This window comes from Amycolatopsis sp. M39, from assembly GCF_001651785.1.
Classification (GTDB): domain Bacteria; phylum Actinomycetota; class Actinomycetes; order Mycobacteriales; family Pseudonocardiaceae; genus Amycolatopsis; species Amycolatopsis rubida.
The window spans coordinates 353,239-373,326 of the sequence record NZ_LWSF01000005.1 but is presented as its reverse complement, the minus strand read 5'-3'; the positions used below and the strand labels follow the sequence as shown (position 1 = coordinate 373,326).

Annotated in this window: 17 protein-coding genes; 3 read left to right on the top strand and 14 right to left on the bottom strand. The window is 68.5% G+C overall.

Annotated features, from left to right (window positions below; genetic code table 11):
• Positions 1–15: 15 nt before the first annotated feature.
• From A4R44_RS16190 to A4R44_RS16170, 5 genes are all read right to left on the bottom strand, one after another.
• Complete coding sequence (locus A4R44_RS16190; protein ID WP_067580825.1) at positions 16–1,176, bottom strand: ABC transporter ATP-binding protein; 1,161 nt, start codon at positions 1,174–1,176, stop codon at positions 16–18.
• A 38-nt stretch (positions 1,177–1,214) separates the two neighbouring features.
• Complete coding sequence (locus A4R44_RS16185) at positions 1,215–2,330, bottom strand: ABC transporter substrate-binding protein (protein WP_067580823.1); 1,116 nt, start codon at positions 2,328–2,330, stop codon at positions 1,215–1,217.
• A gap of 16 nt (positions 2,331–2,346) precedes the next feature.
• Positions 2,347–4,107, bottom strand: coding sequence for an iron ABC transporter permease (locus A4R44_RS16180; protein ID WP_067580821.1), 1,761 nt, complete (start codon positions 4,105–4,107; stop codon positions 2,347–2,349).
• 156 nt (positions 4,108–4,263) lie between these two features.
• A complete protein-coding gene (locus A4R44_RS16175; protein WP_067580818.1) occupies positions 4,264–5,313 on the bottom strand; it encodes a histidinol-phosphate transaminase in 1,050 nt (349 codons plus the stop codon).
• A gap of 87 nt (positions 5,314–5,400) precedes the next feature.
• Positions 5,401–6,081, bottom strand: coding sequence for a FadR/GntR family transcriptional regulator (locus A4R44_RS16170; protein ID WP_067580816.1), 681 nt, complete (start codon positions 6,079–6,081; stop codon positions 5,401–5,403).
• A 166-nt stretch (positions 6,082–6,247) separates the two neighbouring features.
• Here A4R44_RS16170 and A4R44_RS16165 point away from each other — a divergent pair, with 166 nt between their 5' ends.
• Positions 6,248–7,444, top strand: coding sequence for a M20 family metallopeptidase (locus A4R44_RS16165; RefSeq protein ID WP_067580814.1), 1,197 nt, complete (start codon positions 6,248–6,250; stop codon positions 7,442–7,444).
• 169 nt (positions 7,445–7,613) lie between these two features.
• Here the strand turns inward: A4R44_RS16165 and A4R44_RS16160 are convergent, their stop codons facing one another.
• Positions 7,614–9,266 carry a thiamine pyrophosphate-binding protein gene (locus A4R44_RS16160; RefSeq protein WP_232791628.1) on the bottom strand — a complete coding sequence of 551 codons (1,653 nt, stop codon included), beginning with the start codon at positions 9,264–9,266 and terminating at the stop codon, positions 7,614–7,616.
• Between the two features lie 32 nt (positions 9,267–9,298).
• On the opposite strand from A4R44_RS16160, the gene A4R44_RS16155 reads away from it, so the two are divergent.
• Positions 9,299–10,450 carry a CdaR family transcriptional regulator gene (locus tag A4R44_RS16155; RefSeq protein ID WP_198545303.1) on the top strand — a complete coding sequence of 384 codons (1,152 nt, stop codon included), beginning with the start codon at positions 9,299–9,301 and terminating at the stop codon, positions 10,448–10,450.
• Positions 10,451–10,516: 66 nt separating this feature from the next.
• On the top strand, positions 10,517–11,893 hold the full coding sequence (locus tag A4R44_RS16150) for an aldehyde dehydrogenase family protein (protein WP_067580806.1): 1,377 nt from the start codon (positions 10,517–10,519) through the stop codon (positions 11,891–11,893).
• Between the two features lie 61 nt (positions 11,894–11,954).
• On the opposite strand, the gene A4R44_RS16145 is transcribed toward A4R44_RS16150, so the two are convergent.
• The 8 genes from A4R44_RS16145 to A4R44_RS16110 are packed head-to-tail and all read right to left on the bottom strand — an operon-like array spanning position 11,955 to position 20,000.
• Positions 11,955–13,565, bottom strand: coding sequence for an FAD-dependent monooxygenase (locus A4R44_RS16145; RefSeq protein ID WP_067581271.1), 1,611 nt, complete (start codon positions 13,563–13,565; stop codon positions 11,955–11,957).
• 11 nt (positions 13,566–13,576) lie between these two features.
• Entirely contained in the window at positions 13,577–14,539 is a 963-nt protein-coding gene (locus tag A4R44_RS16140) for a flavin reductase (protein WP_067580804.1), read from the bottom strand.
• Positions 14,540–14,544: 5 nt separating this feature from the next.
• A complete protein-coding gene (locus tag A4R44_RS16135) occupies positions 14,545–15,183 on the bottom strand; it encodes a 4-carboxy-4-hydroxy-2-oxoadipate aldolase/oxaloacetate decarboxylase (RefSeq protein ID WP_067580801.1) in 639 nt (212 codons plus the stop codon).
• Complete coding sequence (locus A4R44_RS16130; protein WP_067580800.1) at positions 15,180–15,827, bottom strand: RraA family protein; 648 nt, start codon at positions 15,825–15,827, stop codon at positions 15,180–15,182. The genes A4R44_RS16135 and A4R44_RS16130 overlap by 4 nt, the downstream gene beginning before the upstream one ends.
• Complete coding sequence (locus A4R44_RS16125) at positions 15,827–16,495, bottom strand: RraA family protein (RefSeq protein ID WP_067580797.1); 669 nt, start codon at positions 16,493–16,495, stop codon at positions 15,827–15,829. The genes A4R44_RS16130 and A4R44_RS16125 overlap by 1 nt, the downstream gene beginning before the upstream one ends.
• 2 nt (positions 16,496–16,497) lie before the next feature.
• Entirely contained in the window at positions 16,498–17,514 is a 1,017-nt protein-coding gene (locus A4R44_RS16120; protein ID WP_067580795.1) for a hypothetical protein, read from the bottom strand.
• A gap of 12 nt (positions 17,515–17,526) precedes the next feature.
• Entirely contained in the window at positions 17,527–18,528 is a 1,002-nt protein-coding gene (locus A4R44_RS16115) for an amidohydrolase family protein (RefSeq protein ID WP_067580793.1), read from the bottom strand.
• Between the two features lie 17 nt (positions 18,529–18,545).
• Positions 18,546–20,000, bottom strand: coding sequence for a 4-hydroxyphenylacetate 3-hydroxylase family protein (locus tag A4R44_RS16110; protein ID WP_067580791.1), 1,455 nt, complete (start codon positions 19,998–20,000; stop codon positions 18,546–18,548).
• Between the last annotated feature and the right edge of the window lie 88 nt (positions 20,001–20,088).

Here is a 20,088-nt window from a genome sequence, read left to right as displayed (position 1 = left end):
TCCCTTCGTCCGGCGTCAGCGGGGCGCGACGGCGGCATCGGTCATCGTGGTCAGGTAGTCGTCGCCGGCGGGGACCGCGTTCTCGTGCGGGATGACGACGGCGCGGTCCGGACTGACCGCGAAAGTGTGTTCCTCGCCCGCGGCCGGGACGGATTCCGCGGACAACTCCGCCGTTTCGGTGCGCACGCGCATCGGGAGTCCGTCCGCCCGGACGAGGAGGTTGACGGCGCTGCCGAGATAAGTGGTGCGCTCGACAGTGCCACGGAATCGCCCTGCACCAGAACCGTCCGGAGACAGCCGGGCATGCGCCGCGCGGAACGCGATGTCGGCGCGGTCCCCGATGGAAACCTCGCCGGTCGCGATCCCGGAAAAGACCAGCGAGGTGTCGTCAACGCGCACGTCGGCGGTCTTCCCGTGCACGCCGGTGACCGTCCCGGGCAGGATGTTCTGGAAGCCCATGAAATCCGCGACATACGCCGAATTCGGGCGGTCGTACAGGTCGCTCGGCGTCCCGGACTGGACGATGACGCCCTCGCTCATCACGATGATCCGGTCGGACAGCGTGATCGCTTCCTCCTGGTCGTGCGTCACGTAGACCGACGTCGTCTCGAACCGGTTGTGCAGCGAGCGCACCTGCTGGCCCATCTGGTACCGCAGTTTGCTGTCCAAATTGGACAGCGGCTCGTCGTAGAAGATGATCCCCGGCCGGGCGGCCAGCGCACGGGCAAGCGCCACGCGCTGCTGCTGACCGCCCGACAAGGCGGTGACCGAGCGCTTCCCGAGATCCGAAAGACCGACCGCGTCGAGCATTTCCCGCACCCGTTGCGCCCGCTCCCGGCCGGGCATCCGGGCGACCTTCAGCGGATACGCGACGTTGTCGGTGACACTCAGGTGCGGCCACAGCGCATAGCTCTGGAACACCATGCCGACCTGGCGTTTGTCCGCGGGCACGAACGTGCGGCGCGCGGTGTCGACCACGACCCGCTCGCCCATGACGATCCGGCCCGCGCTCGGCCGTTCCAGCCCGGCCAGGCAGCGCAACGTCGTGGTCTTGCCGCAGCCCGAGGGGCCGAGCAGCGTCACGAACTGCCCCGACTCGATCGTCAGGTCCATTTCGTGCAGCGCCGCCTTCGCGCCGTACTTCTTGGTGAGTCCGGATACCTGGACCTCGGTCATCGTGACCTGCGCTTTCTCTTCGGCCGGGAGGCGAGGTGCTACTTCGTGAACGCCTGGGTGATGAAGTCGAAGTACGGCTTGTTGAACGCGGGGTCGGGGTTCGAGAACGGCAGCCGCGGCAGCTTGTCGAGCGAGGGCAGTCCGGGCGGGCCGGGCGCGGCCGGTGTGCGGCCGTAGGAGTTGTCCTTCTCCGCCAAGGCTTTCTGGCCTTCCGGCGAGTACAGCCAGTTGACGTAGAGCTGCGCGGCCTCGGAATGCGGCGCGTCCTTGATCAGGCACAGTGCCGAACGCGCCATGTAGTTTCCGCCGTCCTCCAGCGGGAACACCATGTCGATCGGCGCGCCCTTCTGCTTCTGCGCCTCGAAGTAGCCCTGGTACACGGCGATGCCGACCGGGAACCGGCCGCTGGCGACGTCGGTGGGCACCATCGGCTCGGACTGCGAGATCTGCAGGTCCTGCGCGGCCAGCTGCTCCAGGTAGGAGCGGCCCCATTTCTTCTCGTTCTCGGGCAGCATCAGCGATTCGAGGATGTACCGGATGCCGCCGGGCACGGTCATGTCGCCGACCGCGATCTTGCCTTTCCACTTCGGGTCGAGCAGGTCGTGCCAGTTCTTCGGCGCGTCCTGCTTCTGCACCTGGTCGGTGTTGTAGACGAACCCGAAGTAGCGCAACGCGAAGTAGGTGAGCCTGCCGTCGTTGTCGGTCGGGACCTTGAACCCGGGGTCGGCCGTGCGCACATCCGCGGGCGTGCAGATGTTCGGCTTCGCCGCCGCCTGCGGGGATTCGCCGCCGACGTAGATGTCCGCGATCCGGTTCCCGCTCTGCGCCTCGGTGTCGAGCTTGGTGAGGATCTGCGCGTCCGCCTGGTCCTGCGGGAGCAGCTTGATCCCGGGGAAGCGTTTGGTGAACACGTCGTTCATCGCCTGGTTCGCGGTCACCCCGGGCCCGTACAGCACGAGCTGGGTGTGGTTGGCCGCGAACGCCTTGTCGTACAGCTCGTTCAGGTACTTGTTGGCCGCGGCGGAGGCACCGGGGACCTCGATCGGCGTGCTCGATTTGGTCGCGCCCGCGGACGCGCAGGCGGCGAGCGAGGCGAGCAGGCCTGCGGTGAGCGCGAGCGCCGGCGCGCGCAGTTTCGTGCGGGAGAACTTCATTGTTCTTCCTCTCTGGTCAGGGGGTGAGCCGGGAGAGCGGACCTGCGGAACGGTCGCGGCCGAGGATCCGGCCGCCGAGCTTGACCGACAGCGCGGCGAGCGCGAGGACGGCGAACGCGGCGAGCAGGATGATCATGAACAGCGCCGCGCCGCGGGACATCTCGCCGGTGAGGAACTGCTGGAACGCCGTCAGCGACACGGGTTCCAGGCCGGGCGGGGCGAGCAGCATCGGCACGGCGAGGTTGCCCGAGATGAACAGCGCGGAGAGGAACCAGCCGGCCAGGAAGCTCGGGATGACCAGGCGCAGCACGATGGTCACCAGCACCCGTCCCGCGCTCGCGCCGGACATCCGGCCGGCTTCCTCCAGTTCGGGCGACAGCTGGGCGAGCGCGCCCTCGGCGATCCGGCTGGACACCGGGATCGTGGCGACGACCAGCACGAGCGTCATCAGGAACGCCGAACCGTAGAGCCCGCGGAACGCCGGGAGGTAGAGCACGGCGAACATGTAGGCGAGACCGAGCACGACGCCGGGCAGCGCCCACGGAATCCAGACGGCGAACGAGGTGTAGCCGCGCAGGAATCCCCGGCACCGCGCGGTGACGTACGTCGTCAGCAGCGCGATCGAGATCGAGCCGAAGCCGCCGATGACCGCGAGCCACGCGGTGAGCGCCAGGCTCGAGCTGAACTGCGGGTCGGTGAGCATCGTGACGTAGTTGTCCAGGGTCAGCCCGGTGCTCATCACCCCGAAGATCGGCTGGAGGCTGCCGAGCACCATCGCGAACAGCGGCAGCAGGAAGTTCAGCAGCACCACCACGACGATCAGCGCGGACAGCACCCACCGGATCGGGCCCAGCTCCTGCGGATCGCGCCGCGACGTCTTGCCGGTAAGCGTGGTGAAGCTGCGGCCGCGCAGCATCCAGCGCTGCGCCAGGAACAGCAGCAGCACCAGCAGGATCAGCACGAGCGACAGCGCGAACGCCTTGGTGTACTCGGCGGGCGCCTCGTCCCGGACGTAGTGATAGATCTGCGTCGAGAAGACGTAGATGCCCGCCTGCCTGCCGATCAGCTGCGGTCCGTCGAACGACTGGAAAACCAGCACTGCGATCAGCAGGGCCGCGCCGGTGATCGCCGGGCCGACCGAGGGAATGGTGATGGTGAAGAACGTCCGCACCGTGCCCGCGCCGCTGATCGCCGCGGCCTCGTCGAGCGATTGGTCCCGGTTCTTGAACGCGCCGAGCAGCAGCAGGTAGGCGAACGGCAGGTAGCCGAGCGAAGTCAGCAGGATCAGCCCGCCCCAGCCCTGGATGTCGATCAGCGGGCCGTGCGCGCCCAGCTCCCGGCCGAACTGGTTGAGCAGGCCGTTCTGCGCGTTGCCGAGCATGATCCAGCCGAGGGTGTGAAACAGCGGCGGGACGAACAGGTTGATCACCATGATCGGCGTGAGCAGCTTGCGGCCGGGCACGTTCGTGTTGGCCGCGATCCAGGCGAACAGCCCGCCGCCTGCCACCGAGATCGTGCCGCACACGACGACCAGGACGATCGAGTTCCACAGCGTGTGCCACGTTTCCGGGGCCGCGAACGCGGCGAGCAGGCCGCTCATCGTGAACGGCATGTTGTCCGAGGGCAGCCCGTCGCGGAAGGCGCCGAGCACGATCATCGCGACCGGATAGACGAAAATCAGCGTGAGCCCGGCGAGCAGGGTCGCTTTGAGCACACCGCCGGTCACCGAGCGGCGCATCGAGGCCCGCCGGTCGTGCTCGAATAGGCGCTCGGTCACTGCACCGTTCCTTCCTGCGAGCGATCGGTTACCCGCCGCGGGGACGGACCGCTCCGTCCTGCCGGTTAGCGTAAGAACTCGGGTGCGGCGGCTCATCGAGCGGCTCTCCGAAGTCCTCCCGGTTTCCTCCGACACGGTGTCGGAGGAAACCGCTGATCAGATCAGGGCGGCGAGCACCGCGTCGTTTTCTTCGGGCAGCCCGATCGTCACGCGCGCCCCGCCCGCCTTCGGGAACGGCCGCGCGAGCACGCCGCGAGCCGCCAACCGGGACAACAGCTCGGCCGCGTCTCCCGGCAGGAAAAGGAAATTCGCCTGACTCGGCACGAACGCGACGTTCGCCGCGGTCAGCGCGGCCTCGACCCGCGCGCGCTCGGAGACGATGACGGCGGTTCGTTCCTTCGCCACAGCCAATCCTTCCGCGCCCAGCGCCGCGATGACCGCCGCCTCGGCCACGCTGTTGAGCGCGAACCCGACGGACGTGCGGCGCAGCGCTTCCGCGATCCGCGGTGCGGCAGCGGCATAACCGACCCGAATGCCCGCCAAACCGTGCGCTTTGGACAGTGTCCGCAGCAGCACGAGATTCTCGAACTCGTCGAGCAATCCGGCAGTCGCGTCCACTGGTTCGGCAGACACGAACTCGCGGTACGCCTCGTCGACAACAACCAGCACGCGCGCCGGGACGCTTTTCAGGAAGTCGCGGATATCCTCGACACCGCGCAGCCCGCCCGTCGGGTTGTTGGGATTGCAGAGGTAGACAATGCGGGTTTCCGGGCCGACCGCGGCGAGCATCGCGTCGAGATCCATCGCGCCGTTCTCGTCGAGACCGACCTCTGTGGACTCAGCGCCGGCGAGCGAAAGCGCCGCCGCATACGCCTCGAAGGACGGCATCGGGCGCACACCGTGCACGCCGGGTTCGCAGACCAGGCGGGCGAGCGCGTGCAGCAGCGTGCCGGATCCGTTGTCGATCGCGATGCGGCCGGCGTCCAGACCCATCGCCTCGGCGACAGCGGCACGTGCCGCGGCACGGTGGTAATCGGGATAGCGATGGGCATTCCGGGCCGCTTCGGTCATCGCGGCGACGATGACGTCGGCGGGAGCCCACGGCATTTCGTTCTGGGACAAGCGGATCGGCGGCGGCGCACCGCGAGACGAGCGATCGGGGGCGGCGAGCACGCGGTCGACCACACTGCGGAGCTCCAGCAGCATGCATCCTCCTCAAGCCGGACGATTAACTGTAATGAATATACATAATTCTGAGCGCGTGTACATCCATCAGTTCTCCGGCTTGCGAGATCAGGAAGGCCGGGCCGCCACCGCGGGACGGCGATGCCGCGAAATCGCCGACTCGGCCAGCTCGTGGTCGCGCTTCATGACCGCCTCGGCGAAGTCGAGGTGCGTCCGCAACCGCTCCCGCGTGGTCGGCGCGGTGACGCCTTCGAGCCGCGCGGCGATGATGTAGTCGACGAGATTCGTGTACAGGCTGCGCAAAAGCTCGTTCGGCGACACCTGCGCGATCCGCGCGTGCAGCGCCCAGATCGCCGTCGGCGCTTCGGCGGAATCCCAGGCCGCCTTCAACGTGTCGGCACACGCCGAGATATCAGCGATGTCCTCGTCGCTCGCGTTCTCGACCGCGTCGTGCAGCACCGAACCGTCGAGCGCGTCCAGGACGCGCAGGCAGTTCTCCACGGTCGCCTTTCCTTCGCGCAGCTGGAGCAGCTGATCGCTCAGGTGCGTGAACGGCGAGCGCGTCGCGACGAAGATCCCGCCGCCCGGGCCCGGCTTCGCATCGACGATGCCGCGGGCGCGCAGCAACTGGATCGCCTCGCTCAACGTCGCCGGAGCGACCCCGAAGCGCGCCATCAGCTCCTGACGGCGCCCGACGAAATGCCCGGCACTCCAGCCCTCCGAGACGATTTCGTCCTCAAGCGCGCGAGCGACCTGGACGGCGGCGGCGGTGTTCGTGATCTGCGGCAAGGGTCCTCCGAAGTACTCAGTCCGGTGACGTCGCCGACGCGGGTCACGCGTAGTGACAGATTAGAGGCGCACCGGAACCTCGCACACCCGGCATCGTCTATATTGATTGTAGACATTAGACCCATGCGTCACCAGTGCGGCACGCACCGTTGCCCAAGGAGCCCCGATGCCGGTTTCCGCCCTCGTCCCCGCCGCCCTTCGACCGGAGCTGGTCGCACTCCGCCGCACCCTCCACGCCCACCCCGAAGCGGGGTTCGCCCTCCCCCGAACCCAGCGGGCCGTCCTGACCGCAATGGCCCCGCTGGGCTTGGAAGTGACCCCCGGCCCACCCGACTTCACCTCAATCGTCGCCGTACTGCACGGCGCACGACCCGGCCCCGCGGTCCTCTTGCGCGCGGACATGGACGCGCTGCGCGTCACCGAGGAAACCGGGCTGCCGTTCGCATCTCAGACGCCCGGGTTGATGCACGCGTGCGGCCACGACCTGCACACAGCCGCACTAGTCGGTGCGGCGAAGCTTTTGAGCGCCCGCCGAGACGAGATCGCAGGCTCAGTGGTGTTCATGTTCGAACCAGGCGAAGAAGCCGGCGGCGGCGCACAACGACTGATCGACGAGGGAATCCTTTCCGGCGTCGAGGCGGCATACGGCATCCACGTCCTGCCCGGCCGCTCCGGCGTGTTCACGACCCGCCCCGGCTCGGTCATGGCCGGGGCCAGCAGCCTGACCGTGCGCGTGCTAGGACGCAGCGGCCACGGCTCGCGACCGCATCAGGCGGTGGACCCAGTCCCCGCCGCAGCACAGATCATCTCGGCACTGCACACCTACGTCACCCGGCGGTTCCCGGTATTCGACCCAGTTGTGCTGTCAGTGACCAAAATGCAGGCAAGCGACATCATCAACGCCATCCCCGACGAGGCAACGCTAGCCGCGACGATCCGCGCACTGTCGGCGGAGAGCGTGGAAATCCTGGCCCGCGAACTGCCGTCACTGGCGAACGGAATCGCGTCGGCCTTCGGCTGCCGAGCAGAGACAGAGTTCCGGTCGGTCTACCCAGTCACCTCAAACGACCCGAAGGCAGCAGCACACGCGCTAACCGTGCTAGGCGACCTGTTCGGCACGGAACGAGCTGTGCCACTGGAGCACCCGATAATGGCGTCGGAAAGTTTTTCCGCTGTACTGAACGAGGTCCCCGGCGCCTTCATCTTCCTCGGCACCACACCGGAAGGGATCGACCCCGGCACAGCGGAAATGAACCACTCCCCCCGCGCAACCTTCGACGACAGCGTGCTGTCCGACCAGTCAGCAGCACTAGCAGCACTCGCCCTCAGCCACGTACGTGAGGGCCGCCCTGAGGAACTCTGATTCCCTCAGGGCGGCCCTCACGACCAACAACCGAACCGCAGCCGCTGCACCCGCTATCGAGGCACCCTCCCCCGCACCCCGCTACGAAGCCTCCCTGCGGGACACTCGGGCTTCGGGGTGCCCCAGCCCCGATCGGGCCAATGTCGCCGCCAGGCGACGAGCCGACCCCTCAATGCTTCTCGTGAATCAACGGCCAAGGCGAAGGAAACACATCCACCGGCACCTTCACCACCGCAGGCCGCCGAGCCGCGATCGCCGCACCCACGTGCTTCTCCACCGCCCCGGCATCCTCCGCCAGCGCGAAGTCCAACCCAAACGCCCGGGTAAGCAACTCGAAATCGGGATTGGTCAAATCAGACCCGATAAACCGGCCACCATAAGTATCCCGCTGAATCCGCCACACGTTCCCAAACCGGGAGTCCTCGAACAACACCGTCACCAGCGGAATCCCGTACTTCCTGGCCGTGGCGAACTCCTGCAGAGACCACCCGATCCCGCCGTCCCCGGTCACCGCGACCACCGGCCGCCCGCCCGACCCCACCGCGGCCCCCAGCGCAGTAGGCATCGCATACCCCAGCGTCCCCTGATACCCCGGCCACACGTAGGACCGCGGCGCCTGCACAGGAAACCCATACGTCGACACATACCCGATCTGCGTCAACTCGTTGACGAAAACCCCGTCCTCGGGCAACGCGGCCCGGATCGCGTCCACGAACTCCATCTGCGGCCCAACCTGCTTCCGAATCCGCGCCGCACAGTCCTCGCGCAACCGGACCAGCTCGGCACCCCAGGCAGTACGGGGCGAGAGCCGCTCGACCACCGCCTCCAACACCGCCACGGCATCAGCGTTGACCGCAAGATCCGGACGTCGCGGCGCACGAAGGTCAGCCGCATCGATATTCACCAACGCGAGCCGGGCGTCACCGATATTCAGCTGCTGCCCAAACGGCGTCAAAAACCGGCTGCCAAAAGAAACCACGAGGTCAGCAGTAGCGCGCACCTCCCACAAAGCGAACGCAGGCAACGCATGCGGATCCCGGGCATCGATCGCCCCGCGCCCGTTCTCGCTCATCACCACCGGCGCGTCCAGCAGCTCGGCAAGCCGAGCCAGCAGCTTGAACGCCCGCGGATCCCGCATCCCCCCGCCGACATGGATCACCGGCCGCGCAGAAGCCGCCAGCAGCCGCACGAGGTCGGCGACCTCCCGCTCCGGAGCCTCCGGCTCCCGCACTCCGAACGGCTCCCCCGGCGTGAGATCCGCGACCGTGTGCAGAAGATCCGGCCCCAGTTCCAGCGCGACCGGCCGAGGCCGCCCGGTCCGCATCTGCCGGAACCCCTCGTGCACCAGATCCGGGATCTCCTCGACCCGCTTGGGCCGCGCCGACCACTTGGTCAGCCCCTGAACCGTGTCCGTCTGCCGGGGAATCTCATGCAGCGCCCCGAGCCCGGCCCCGACGAGCGGCGACGGGATCGTCCCCGCCAGCAGCATCACCTGCGACGAACAGGCATACGCCGTCGCCATCCCCGCACCAGCGTTCAGCACGCCCGGGCCCGGCACCACCATCGCCACCCCCGGCCGCCCGGACGCGCGGTAGTAGCCGTCCGCCATGTAGCTGGTCGCCTGCTCGTGCCGGGGGACGACCAGTTCCAGCTCGTCGCGCTTGCGGTACATGCCGTCGGTGAGCCCGTCCAGCTGGACCCCGGGAATGCCGAAGACCGTGTCGGCGCCCTCGCTGATGAGCGCCCTGGCGAGCGCGTCACCGCCTGTCATCTGTGCCATGCGGATCCCTCTCGTCAAATGTCTATAATGAATATAGATCAAATCTCCGGCAGCTGGCAACGGAAGAGGCGAGCATGACTCTCGAAGGACAGGTGCAGGCCTACGCCGACCGGCTCGGGCGGCCGATCATCGTGTTCGACGCCGACTTCACGGTGATCGCGTTCAGCGTGCACGACCAGGACGTCGACCACGCCCGGCTGGCGATCATCTTGTCCCACAAAGGATCTTCGCGCGCCCGGGAGTCCATCCGGGACTACCGGGTCGGCCAGGCGCGGGACCCGGTCCGGATTCCGCCGCTCGAGGGCGGGCAGTCCCGGCTCGTCGCACCGGTCCGGCACGAGGGGCGGCTCGTCGGCTACCTCTCCTCGACAATCCCCGAGGACGACGAATCCGCCTACGCGGACGACGACGAACTGCGCGAGCGCCGGGCGCAGATCGGATTGCTGCTGGCGGCGATGGCACTGGGCAACCGGGAGGACGAGGACCGCGCGCGACGCCTGCTCGCCGCGCTGCTCGAAGGCAACGACGGCCAGCGCGTCCGGGCCGCCGACGAACTGCTCACGAGCGGCCTGCTCTCCCCCGTCCCGCACTACACGGTCATCTCGATCGCGACCCCGCCGCGCGCCGAGCCCAGTTCGGCGACGCTCCGGCTCGTGCTGGACCGGGCGCTGTCGAGCATCCCGGTCTTCCCCACCTTGAAAGCCGTCGGCGCGGTGCTCGGCAGCGAAGCCGTCTTGCTGGTGCCCTACGAAATCGACACCGAGCGACTGTCGGCCCTCCTCGCACAGCCCGCCTTTTCCGGTCTGCACGCCGGGGCCGGCGGAGCGCACGCGCCGCTGTCCGGCGTGCACCGGTCGCTGCGGGAAGCGCGGATCGCCTTGCGCGGCGGCGACGCCGGCCGCGTGGCCCGCTGGCCGGAGCTGGGATTGGACCGGCTGCTGTTGCAGCTGCCCCTCGAAGACCTCGCTCTCGCAGATCTCCCCGACGCCGTACGGCGGCTGCTCGACGCGCAGTCCGGCCCGGATCTCGCGCAAACCCTGGAGACCTACCTCGACTGCGGTTGCGACGCCCAACGCACCGCGCTGACCCTGCACGTCCACCGCAGCACCCTCTACTACCGGCTGGATCGCGTGCGCGCGGTCGCCGACGTCGATCTCGCCGACGGGAAGGTCCGCCGCGAACTCCACACCGGACTGCGGGTCGCGACGCTCGCCGGTCTTCGCTAGCCGCACCTAGCCGCACCGCTCACAATTGACTATATTCAATGTGAACTTTTACCGGAAGGGTCCCGCATGAACGCACTGCTGACCACCGTCTCGGTCGCCGACGACCGCGGGCGGCCGATCCTGGACGCCGCGACCCGGGAAGTCGTCGGCCACGCACCGGTGCACACGGTCGACCAGCTCAACGCTGCGATCGCCGCGGCCGCCACAGCACAACCGTCCTGGGCCGCGCTCGGACACGCTGAACGGTCGCGCATCCTGCACGTCATCGCGGACGACATCGACGCGCACGCCGAAGAACTCGGCCAGATCATCACTGCCGAGCAAGGCAAGGCTGGTGGCGCCGGTGAGGCACACGGTGCCGCGCACTGGCTCCGGTCCGCGGCGGACACGGTGCTCGAACCGCAGTCGCTGCCGGACGGTGCGGAGCAGCACTACGTCCCGCTCGGCGTCGTCGCGTCGATCGGCCCGTGGAACTTCCCGGTGATGATCGCGGTGTGGCACGTCGCGCCGGCGTTGCGCATGGGTAATACGGTGGTGCTGAAACCCTCCGAGAACACGCCGCTGAGCGTGCTCGCGCTCGCGGAGATCTTCCGCCGCCACCTCCCCGCGGACGTGCTGACCGCGGTTTCCGGAGATCGCGAAGTCGGTGCCGCGCTGGCCGCGCATCCGCGGATCGCCAAGATCGTGTTCACCGGTTCGACCGCGACCGGTCGCCGGATTGTCGAGAGCTCGGCGGGCAACCTCGCCCGGCTCACCTTGGAGCTGGGCGGGAACGACGCGGCGATCGTGCTGCCCGGCACGGACGTGGCCGCCGTCGCGGACAAGCTGTTCTGGGCGGCTTTCATGAACACCGGCCAGGTGTGCGCCGCGCTCAAACGGCTCTACGTGCACGAGTCGATCTACGACGACGTCGTCTCCGCGCTGGCCGAACGCGCGGAAAAGGCGCCGATGGGGCCGGGGCAGGACAAGGCGAACCGGCTCGGGCCGGTGCAGAATCCCGCGCAGTTCGAGATCGTCTCCCGGCTGGTGGAGCAAGCCCGGGCGCACGGGGCCCGCATCGTCACCGGCGGGACGCCAGCGACGGAACTGGGACCGCTGTTCTACCGGCCGACGATCATCGCGGACGTCGAGGACGGTGCCGCGGTGGTCGACGAGGAACAGTTCGGACCGGTGCTGCCGGTGATCCGGTACTCCGAAGTGGACGACGCGGTGCGCCGGGCCAACGGCACCGACCAGGGGCTGGGCGCTTCGGTGTGGGGTGCGGACGCGGACGCGGTCGACGCGGTGGCGCAGCGGATGGAGGCGGGCACCGTCTGGATCAACCAGCACGGCGGAGTCGACCCGGCGATCCCCTTCGGCGGGACGAAGTCGTCGGGCTACGGGCTGGAGTTCGGCGTCGAAGGCTTGAAAGCCATGGCCGCCAGCAAAATCATCCGCCGCTGAGGTGCGTGAAGGCTCCTTGCGGGAATCTGAGTCCCGCAAGGAGCCCCCTTCACGGACTTGATCAGCCGCCGCGGAGGCGTTCCCAGAGGCGGGCGGCGAACTCCGGGGCGGGTGGAGCGCCTCGCCACACCACCGTCTGGTCTTGACGTACCAAGGTGATCGGCTGCTGGTACTCGGCGGGCAAAGCGTCGGCCTCGATCGAGGCGAACGGGATGCCCCGGCACTCCGCCTCACCGGCCAGCACCGAGAGATCAACGCCGTGAGCGGTAACCGCGGTATAGCCGGGCGAGAAATGGTCGTACAGCGAAGATCCGTCCGCCAGCGTGAAATGCGGGGCTCGGCAACCGGGCACAGTGGACGGGGTGTAGGCGCCCATCGTGTAGCCGGGCGCTTCCTCGCCGTCGTAGGCGATGATCGGGGAATCGTGGTACGCGTACCCGTAATTCAACCCCGCGGCGGCGAACTGCGGTTCGTTCAGGTCCCGTACGACGGCGCCGAACGACGAACGTGCGGCCTCTCCGGCCGGGGTGTCGTCTTCGAGTTCGGCCGGAAGCCCCGGCCGCGCAAGTTTCCGCTGGTGGTTCATCGCGAAGTGCGACACCTGTTCGGTAATCGGCCGTCGCTCGGCTTCGTAGGCGTCCAGGATCCCTTCCCCGGCCCAGCCGGCGAGATGCGCGCCGAGCAGCCAGGTCAGGTTGAGCACGTCCGCGATGCCCGCGTTCATCCCGAATCCGGCGAACGGCACCCACAGGTGCGAAGCGTCCCCGGCGAGGAACACCCGCCGGTCGCGGAACCGGTCGGCGAGCAGACGGCGGGCCACCCAGTCCTCTTTGGACACCACGTCGTACTCGAACGACTCGTCCACACCGAGGATCGCGCGGATCGCTTCGTCTCGATCGACCGCCTCGTCCGCCGAGGAAAGGTAGGTGTGCACGAGGAAGGTTTCCGTGCCGTCGATCGCGTACACATGCCCGACGCGGCGCGCGTTGAACGTGTAGTAGCCCCACGCCCGCGGTTCGTCGGCGGACATCAGCGAGTACAGCTCCGGCGCGCGAATGCAGGTCGACTGCACGTGCTGGAGCACCGGATCGCCGCTGAGCTTCGCGCCGATCTGCTTGCGTACCGCCGAGCGCCCGCCGTCCGCGCCGATGAAGTACCGAGCGCGCAGAGTGCGTTCGCCCGATCCGTCGGACACTACCGCCGAGACGGACGACGAGTCCTGCTCGACCGAATGGAACCTGGTCCGGTTGAGCAGTGTCACGCCGGGTGCGGCAGCGGCGTTGCGGGCGAGGATCGGTTCCAGGAACGTCTGGTTGATCCGGTGCGGCGGTTCCGGCGTCGCCCAGCTCGTGTCGGGGCCGAGGCGGGAGGTGTACCGCTCTCCGCTCGCCGGGATCGGGATGCGCGACAGTTCCCGTCCGGTCAGCGAGGTCCGGAACGCGACGTCCTGCGGGTAGTCGCGCGGCAGTCCGGCAGCGCGCACCTGGTCCGCGATCCCGAGCCGCCGGAAGCTTTCCATGGTGCGCGAGGCGACGTGGTTGCACTTGACGTTCGGCGGTTCCAGGAACTCCCGTTCCTCGACGACGGTCACCGGCACGCCGCGGCTGCTCAGGTCCAAAGCGGCGACCAGCCCGACCGGACCCGCGCCGGCGATGAGGACGTCTGCGTCCATGGTTTCTCCGTTCAGCACGGCATTCCTTGCGCCACCACGCCAAGGTGCTCAGTCATCAGCCGGCGGGCAGCATCCTCGTCACGGTCCTCAATGGCCTGAAGGATGCGGCGGTGCGCATCGACGGCGCGGGACGCCCGTTCGGCGTTGGTGTGCACGGCGTACACGCTCTCCCGGGGACGGTTCAAAGCACCGACCGACGCGGCGATGGCGGGATTCCCGCTGAGCAAGCCGAGCCGGGAGTGGAATTCCAGCGACAGCGGGTTGTAGCGGCTGGCGTCGTGGACGTGTTTCTCCGATTCCTCGACCAGCGCCCGCAGTTGCGCGATCTGATCGTCGGCCGCGGCACGAGCGGCGAGCGCGGCTGCCGCGGGTTCGACCGCGTGCTGCGCTTCCAGCAGCTGTTCGGTTCGCATCCCGTGCAAATGCAGCTGGATGGACAGCGAATCGGCGATCCGGCCGATGTCCGCTTCGGCCTCTTCCGCCGTGTTGAGTTCGCGGTATTCGCCGGACCAGTACAGCAACGGCTGCCCGGTTCCGCCGCCCGCGGAAACGACTTCGCCGACGAGGATGATGTGGTCGCCGCCGCCGAGCATCGTGTGCACGGTGCAGTCGAACCAGCTCAGCGCGCCGGTGACGACGGGCGCACCGGTGGCCTCGGTGTGCGTCTCGACCTCGTCGAACCGTTCCTTGCTCCGGCCGCGCCCACGTCGGGCGAAACACGCGGAGACGTCCTGTTGATGGCGACCGAGCACGTTGATCGCGAAGACCCCGCTCGCGCGGATCTCGCCGAGGATCGGACTGTGCGAATTGATCGAGACCGTGACCAGAAGCGGGTTCAGCGAAAGGGAAACGAACGAGGTCGCGGTGATCCCGTAAAGGTGGCCCTCAAGCGCGGTCGTCACCACCGTGACCCCGGAAGCGAACCGTCCGGCGGCCCGGCGGAAGCTGTCGATCCGTTGCTGGTCGGAGGTCATGGGATTCACCTCGCCTCGTCCGGAACGCCGAGCTGACGGAAGTCGTAGACGTCCAACGTGGTCTCCCCGGAACGAAGACGGTCCAGATAGGCCGCTTCCTTCTCCGCCCGGGCCCGGGACGCGGCCAGCACCCGGCCGTACTCGTCCGCCGGGAACACGACGATCCCGTCCCGGTCGGCCACGACGAGGTCGCCGCGGCGCACCACCCGGCCGCGCAAGGTGATCGGGCGGCCGACGGTTCCCGGCCAGCTCTTGACCGTGCCGCGGATCGAGATCGCCGTGCTGAACGCCGGGAACCCGAGCGAGGCGAGCTGCTGGGTGTCGCGGACGCCGCCGTCGATCACCAGTCCGGTGAGACCGCGTGCCTGCGCCGCGACCGCCATCACCTCGCCCCAGTACCCGAACGGCGCGCCACCGGCGTCGACCACGAGCACGTCACCCGGCCCAGCGGCTTCGATGCCGTGGTGCAGCGCTAGGTTGTCGCCGATCTGCGCCGACACCGGCACCGCACGGCCGACCATCTGCGCGCCGTCCCAGGCCGGCCGGAACGCGGGGTCCAGGAAGCAGTCGAGGCCGGAAGCCTCGTACAGCGTTGCCGTGCCGAGCGTCAGCAGTTCCTCGGTGTCTTCAGCCAACGTGGTCATGCGTCCGCCCGCTGCAGATCGTGGTAGCCGTACTTCGCACGGGCTTCGGCGATCGTCGCGCCGCCGAGCGCGGCGGTGAGGATCGCCTCTTCGCGCGTCTGGATCATCTCCGCGACCTCCAGCACGTCGTCCTCGCAATCCTGCGGGATCGCCACGACCCCGTCCGAGTCGCCGAGGAGAATGTCCCCGTGGCGGACCGTCACGCCGCCGATGGTCACCGGCCCGCGTTCCTCGGCTACCTCGACCCGGTCCTTGCCGGTGCGCATGAAGCGACCGCGGCTGTAGATCGGATAGCCGATGGACAGCGCGCGATGCGTGTCGCGGCAGACGCCTTCGATGACCGTGCCGGAGATCCCGCGCTGGTGCGCTACGGCGGTCAGGATGTCGCCCCACACCGTGCAGTCGACCCGGCCGTCGTTGTCGAGCACGATCACCTGGCCCGGTTCGACCTGGTCGATGAAATCGCCGACGGTGCCCGCCGGGACCTGTGCGCTGACATAGCGCACGGTGAACGCGCGGCCGGCCATGCGCTGTCCGTTCGCGAGCGGGGCGAGGCCGAGCAGGCTGCCCGGACGCTTGAGCTTGTCGAGGGCGTCGGAGACCGTCGCGGTGCCGAGCCCGGCGAACCGGTCAAGGAGAGACATCAGCGCGGCTCCACGGTGACTGCGGGGAATTGGGAATCGTGCATGACCTCCTGCACGTCACGGCCGGACCGGACCGCCTCCGCCATCCGGGCTTCCCGCTCGGCGATTCGCCGCGCGAGCCCGACAACGCGCTCCGCCTCGCCAGCCGCGACAAAGACGACGCCGTTGACGTCCGCGAGCACAAAGTCTCGCGGGGCCACTGAGACACCAGCGATCTGGATCCGCTCGTCCATCGCTGCTTGCACGATGCGGCCTCGCGCGCTGACCGGAACGGCCGTGCACGCGAAGACCGGGAACTTAAGCGCTTCGCTCTCCTGGACGTCGCGGCAGGCACCGTCCACGATGACGCCAGCCACGCCACGCCGGACCGCGGCCTCAGCGAGCAGGCCACCCCAGCAGGAGACGTCCGTGCGGCCGTGGTTGTCGATCACCACGACGTCGTCCGGCTCGGCGATCGCGACCAGCGGAGTGGCGATGTGCGTCGCCGGTCCGGCAGTCGCTTTGGGTGCGGCGGTGACCGTGCGCACGCGGCCGGCGACGACGGTGCCGACGGGCCACATCGGCTTCAACGCGGTGACCGCGCCCGGCAGGCCAAGCGTGTCCAGTGCGTCGGAAACCGCACAGCTGTCGAGCCCGCGCAGCGCGGAGATGATCTTTTCGGGAGACATGCTCACTTCCGTTCCCAGGCAAGGAAACCCATCGCATTGCCGGTACCGGCTTCCGTCCGGTAGCACGGCTCGTAGTCGACGCTGGTCACGGCGAGACCGGCCTCCTCGGCGATCCCGGCGACCGCGATCCAGTTGCGCAGCTCCGAGGCTCCGGACCGCATCTCGGCGGCCGGGACGCTTGAAAGGTAGTCGGCGTCGTGGTCCCGCAGCGCCTGGAGGAACTCCTGGTCCAGCTTCTCGTCGATCACGAAGTGGCTGAGCCCGCCCGAAGCGACGACGCCGACGCGCAGGTCGCCGGGGAAGGACCGGATCGCCCGGCCGGCCGCGCGTCCGAACTCGTAGCAGCGTTTGGCTCCCGGCGGATTCGGCTCCCAGAAGGTGTTGATGAAGATCGGCACCATCGGCAGCATCGACTCCTGGCCGAGGAATCGCTGGTAGATGAACCCGAAGCCGTGCGGGATGGTGTGGTTCTCGTACCGCCCGGCCGGGACGACCTCGGTGGCTCCGGTGTCGAAGTCCTCGGCTTGGGTGGACTGGATGATGTGCTTGCCGAGCGCGCGGTGCGTGGGCCGCATGATCGTGCGGTCCGGGACGTCGCCGGTCGCGGCCTCGGCCAGGCCGGGGGCCATCGCGTCGAGCTGCGCCCGGGTGAACGGCACGTGCGCGACCTCGTCGCCCCAGAACACCGAGAACGGGGCGAGCCATTCGTCACCGTAGGTTTCCTTGTGATCGCTGGAAACGATGACGAGGACGTCAACGTCCTGGGTGCGAATGAAGCTTGCGAGCCGGTCCATCGACCGCTGGCAACTCTCCCAGCGACGCGCCATCACCTCGGGAGTGATCTCGTTCGAGAAGTCCTCCCGCAGCTCGCGCAGTTCCTCGTAGCTGTAGGTCCCGCCGCGGAACTTCAGCCCGGTGCTGGCGCGGTCCGCGGTCCCCCTGGTGTCCCAGGCGTGCGGCGGTGGCGCTTTCAGCTGCGGTCCGTGCGAGGTGCCGATCCCGGCGACGATCTCGGTCATGACCTTCCCCTCTCAGAGCTGGAAGAGCGCGCGGGCGTTGTTCTCAAGGACGTCGGCGCGCTCCTTTTCGCCGAGCCAGGCGATGTCGTCGATGAGCAGGTGGATGTCGTCGAACCAGCGGCCGGTCTCCGGGTCGAGCTGCGAGCCGGTGCCCGGTTTCTCCGAGCCGAACAGCACCCGGTCGGTGCCGACGACTTTCATCAGCAGTTCCAGGCTGTCCTGGGTGTACAGGCACGAGTCGAAGTGCAGCAGGCGCAGTTTGTCCAGATAGGACACTCCGGTGCGCACCACCGACGGCAGGAAACGGCCCACCTGGTACGGAATCGCGCCGCCACCGTGCGAGACGATCACCTTGAGAGCTGGGAAGTCCTTCAGCACGCTGGAGTTCACGAGGCTCCACACCGCGACGGTTTCTTCCTGGATGAAGTGCAGGCTGTACGGCTCGCGCGCGGGCGGCTTGCACCCGGCCGCGTGCAGCAGCACCGGCACGTCGAGTTCGCACAGCACCTCGTACACCGGGTACCAATACCGGTCCCCGAGCGCGAGCGGGGTTTCCATGCCCTCGTACGGATCGGTGTTGAGCATCGCGCCGACGAAGCCGAGTTCGGTCACTGCGCGGCGCAGCTCCGCGGTCCAGTCCCGAGGGGTCAGATCCGGGCTCTGCGGGAGTCCGGCGACGCCCTTGAACCGGCCGGGGAACAGCTCGGTCGCGCGGTGGATGAGGTTGTTGGTTTCCTCGGTGAACCACTGCACCAGCTTGGCAGGCCGTTCGCTGTGCATCATCTGGAACGGGCGGGGCGAGATCATCTGCAGGTCGATCCCGGCGCCGTCGAGGTGCGCGAGATGGGAGATGTCGCCGAAGCTCGGGTGCGGGTGGTGATACGCGGCGGCGAGCGCGTCGTCGCTGATGGCCGGGGGTTTGCCGCCGTGCGCGCCGCGGTGCGAGAGCAGCGAGGCTTTCCAGGCGTAGTAGGCGTCCGGCGCGGACATGTGGCCGTGGACGTCGATGATCACGGGATACTCCTTGCGTCTCAGCCGAGCGGCTTGCTGATGAGTTCGTCGACGCGTGCGTCCGTCGCCGACGTGTCGTAGAAGCGCAGCAGCCGGGTGCGGCCCGCGCCGGGATCGCCGCGGTGCAGGTACTCGTAAAGTTCCTGGCGCATCCCGAAACTCGAACCGGCGAGTTCCCAGCCGAGCCGGAACAGCCGCGCCTTCTCCGCCGCGCCGATGTCGTGGCCGCGCATGTAAAGGTCGAGGAACGGGCGCAGTTCCGGGTTCGCCAGGTCGGCTTCGGTCGGCTGCATGATGAGGCCGGACGCGGCGACCTGACGCAGGATCTGCACCATCCGCGCGGAGATGTCGGCCGACCAGAAGCCGACGCCGTTGGTGTTGCCCGGGGCGAGGTGCCCGCCCGGCGTCACGACGGCGTCGGCCTCGGCGCCCTTGATCGCCAGTTCGAGCGTCTGGACGTAGGAGATGAGTTCGCCCAGCTGTTCCTGGATGCCGCGGAAGGTGTCCACGCCGATGGAGTGCGCGAGCTTCTTCGCGACCGAGGTGAAGAACTTCATCCGGGCGAGGAAGCGGATGTGCGTGCTCTGCAGGCTCCAGACGTTGATCCGGCCGAGGCCCTTGAGCGCGCGCAGGGAGTCGCCGAGCAGGAAGATGCGTTCGCGCGGCAGGAAAACGTCGTCGAAGAACAGCATCGCGTCCTGCTCGTCGTACCGGTTGCCGAGCGGGTGCGAGTGCCCGCTGCCGGCCGCGCCGAGCGGTTCGCGCAGCAGGATCTTCAGGCCCGGCGTGTTCATCGGCAACGCGAACCAGATGACGAAGTCTTCCGCCCCGCGCGCCGCGGTGACGCCGTTGAGGTACACCAGCACCTCGTGGGAGAACGGCGCGAGGGTGGCGAGTTGCTTCGCACCGCGCAGGATTACGCCGTCCTCGCGTTCCGCCACGACGCGCAGGGCGAGGTCCGGGTCGTCGAGCGGGCTGGCGCTGCGGTCGATCTGCGGGTCGCCGAGGGCGTGGGTCAGGACGAGGTCGTGCTCCATCGCGAACCGGCGGTAATCCCGGGCGTTCTGGCCGAAACCTTCGCGGTTCTGGTCGAGTTCGCCGGCGTAATCGGCGAGTCCGGCGGCGACATTCGACATGAAGTCGGGCGAACGGCCGAGCTGTCCGAGGCTTTCCCGCATCCACCATTCCGACGCGCCGAATTTGGCGCGCAATTCCTCCGGAGTCTTCGGCAGCGAAAACGCGTAGCTGACCTCGTTGCCGGTCTCCGCGGACTTGAACAGGGTCGCCGCCCGCCCCTCGGGGGTGGCGAACCGCAGGTCGAGCAGCCGGGCGAACTCGTCGACGGTCGGCTTGAGCGCCGGGTGCTCGGCGACGTTCCCGATGCGCTCGCCATCGAGCCAGACCTCGCGGCCGTCGTTCAGGCTCTTTTTGTACTGCTCGCCGGTGAGCGCCCCGGTGGCACCGGAAATGTCCATGTACTCCGACTCCTTTGGCTGTGACGGGCCCGCACCGGGCGACGATTCGAAGCTACGGAAATCGCCGCGCCGGGGAATCGGTCCGCTG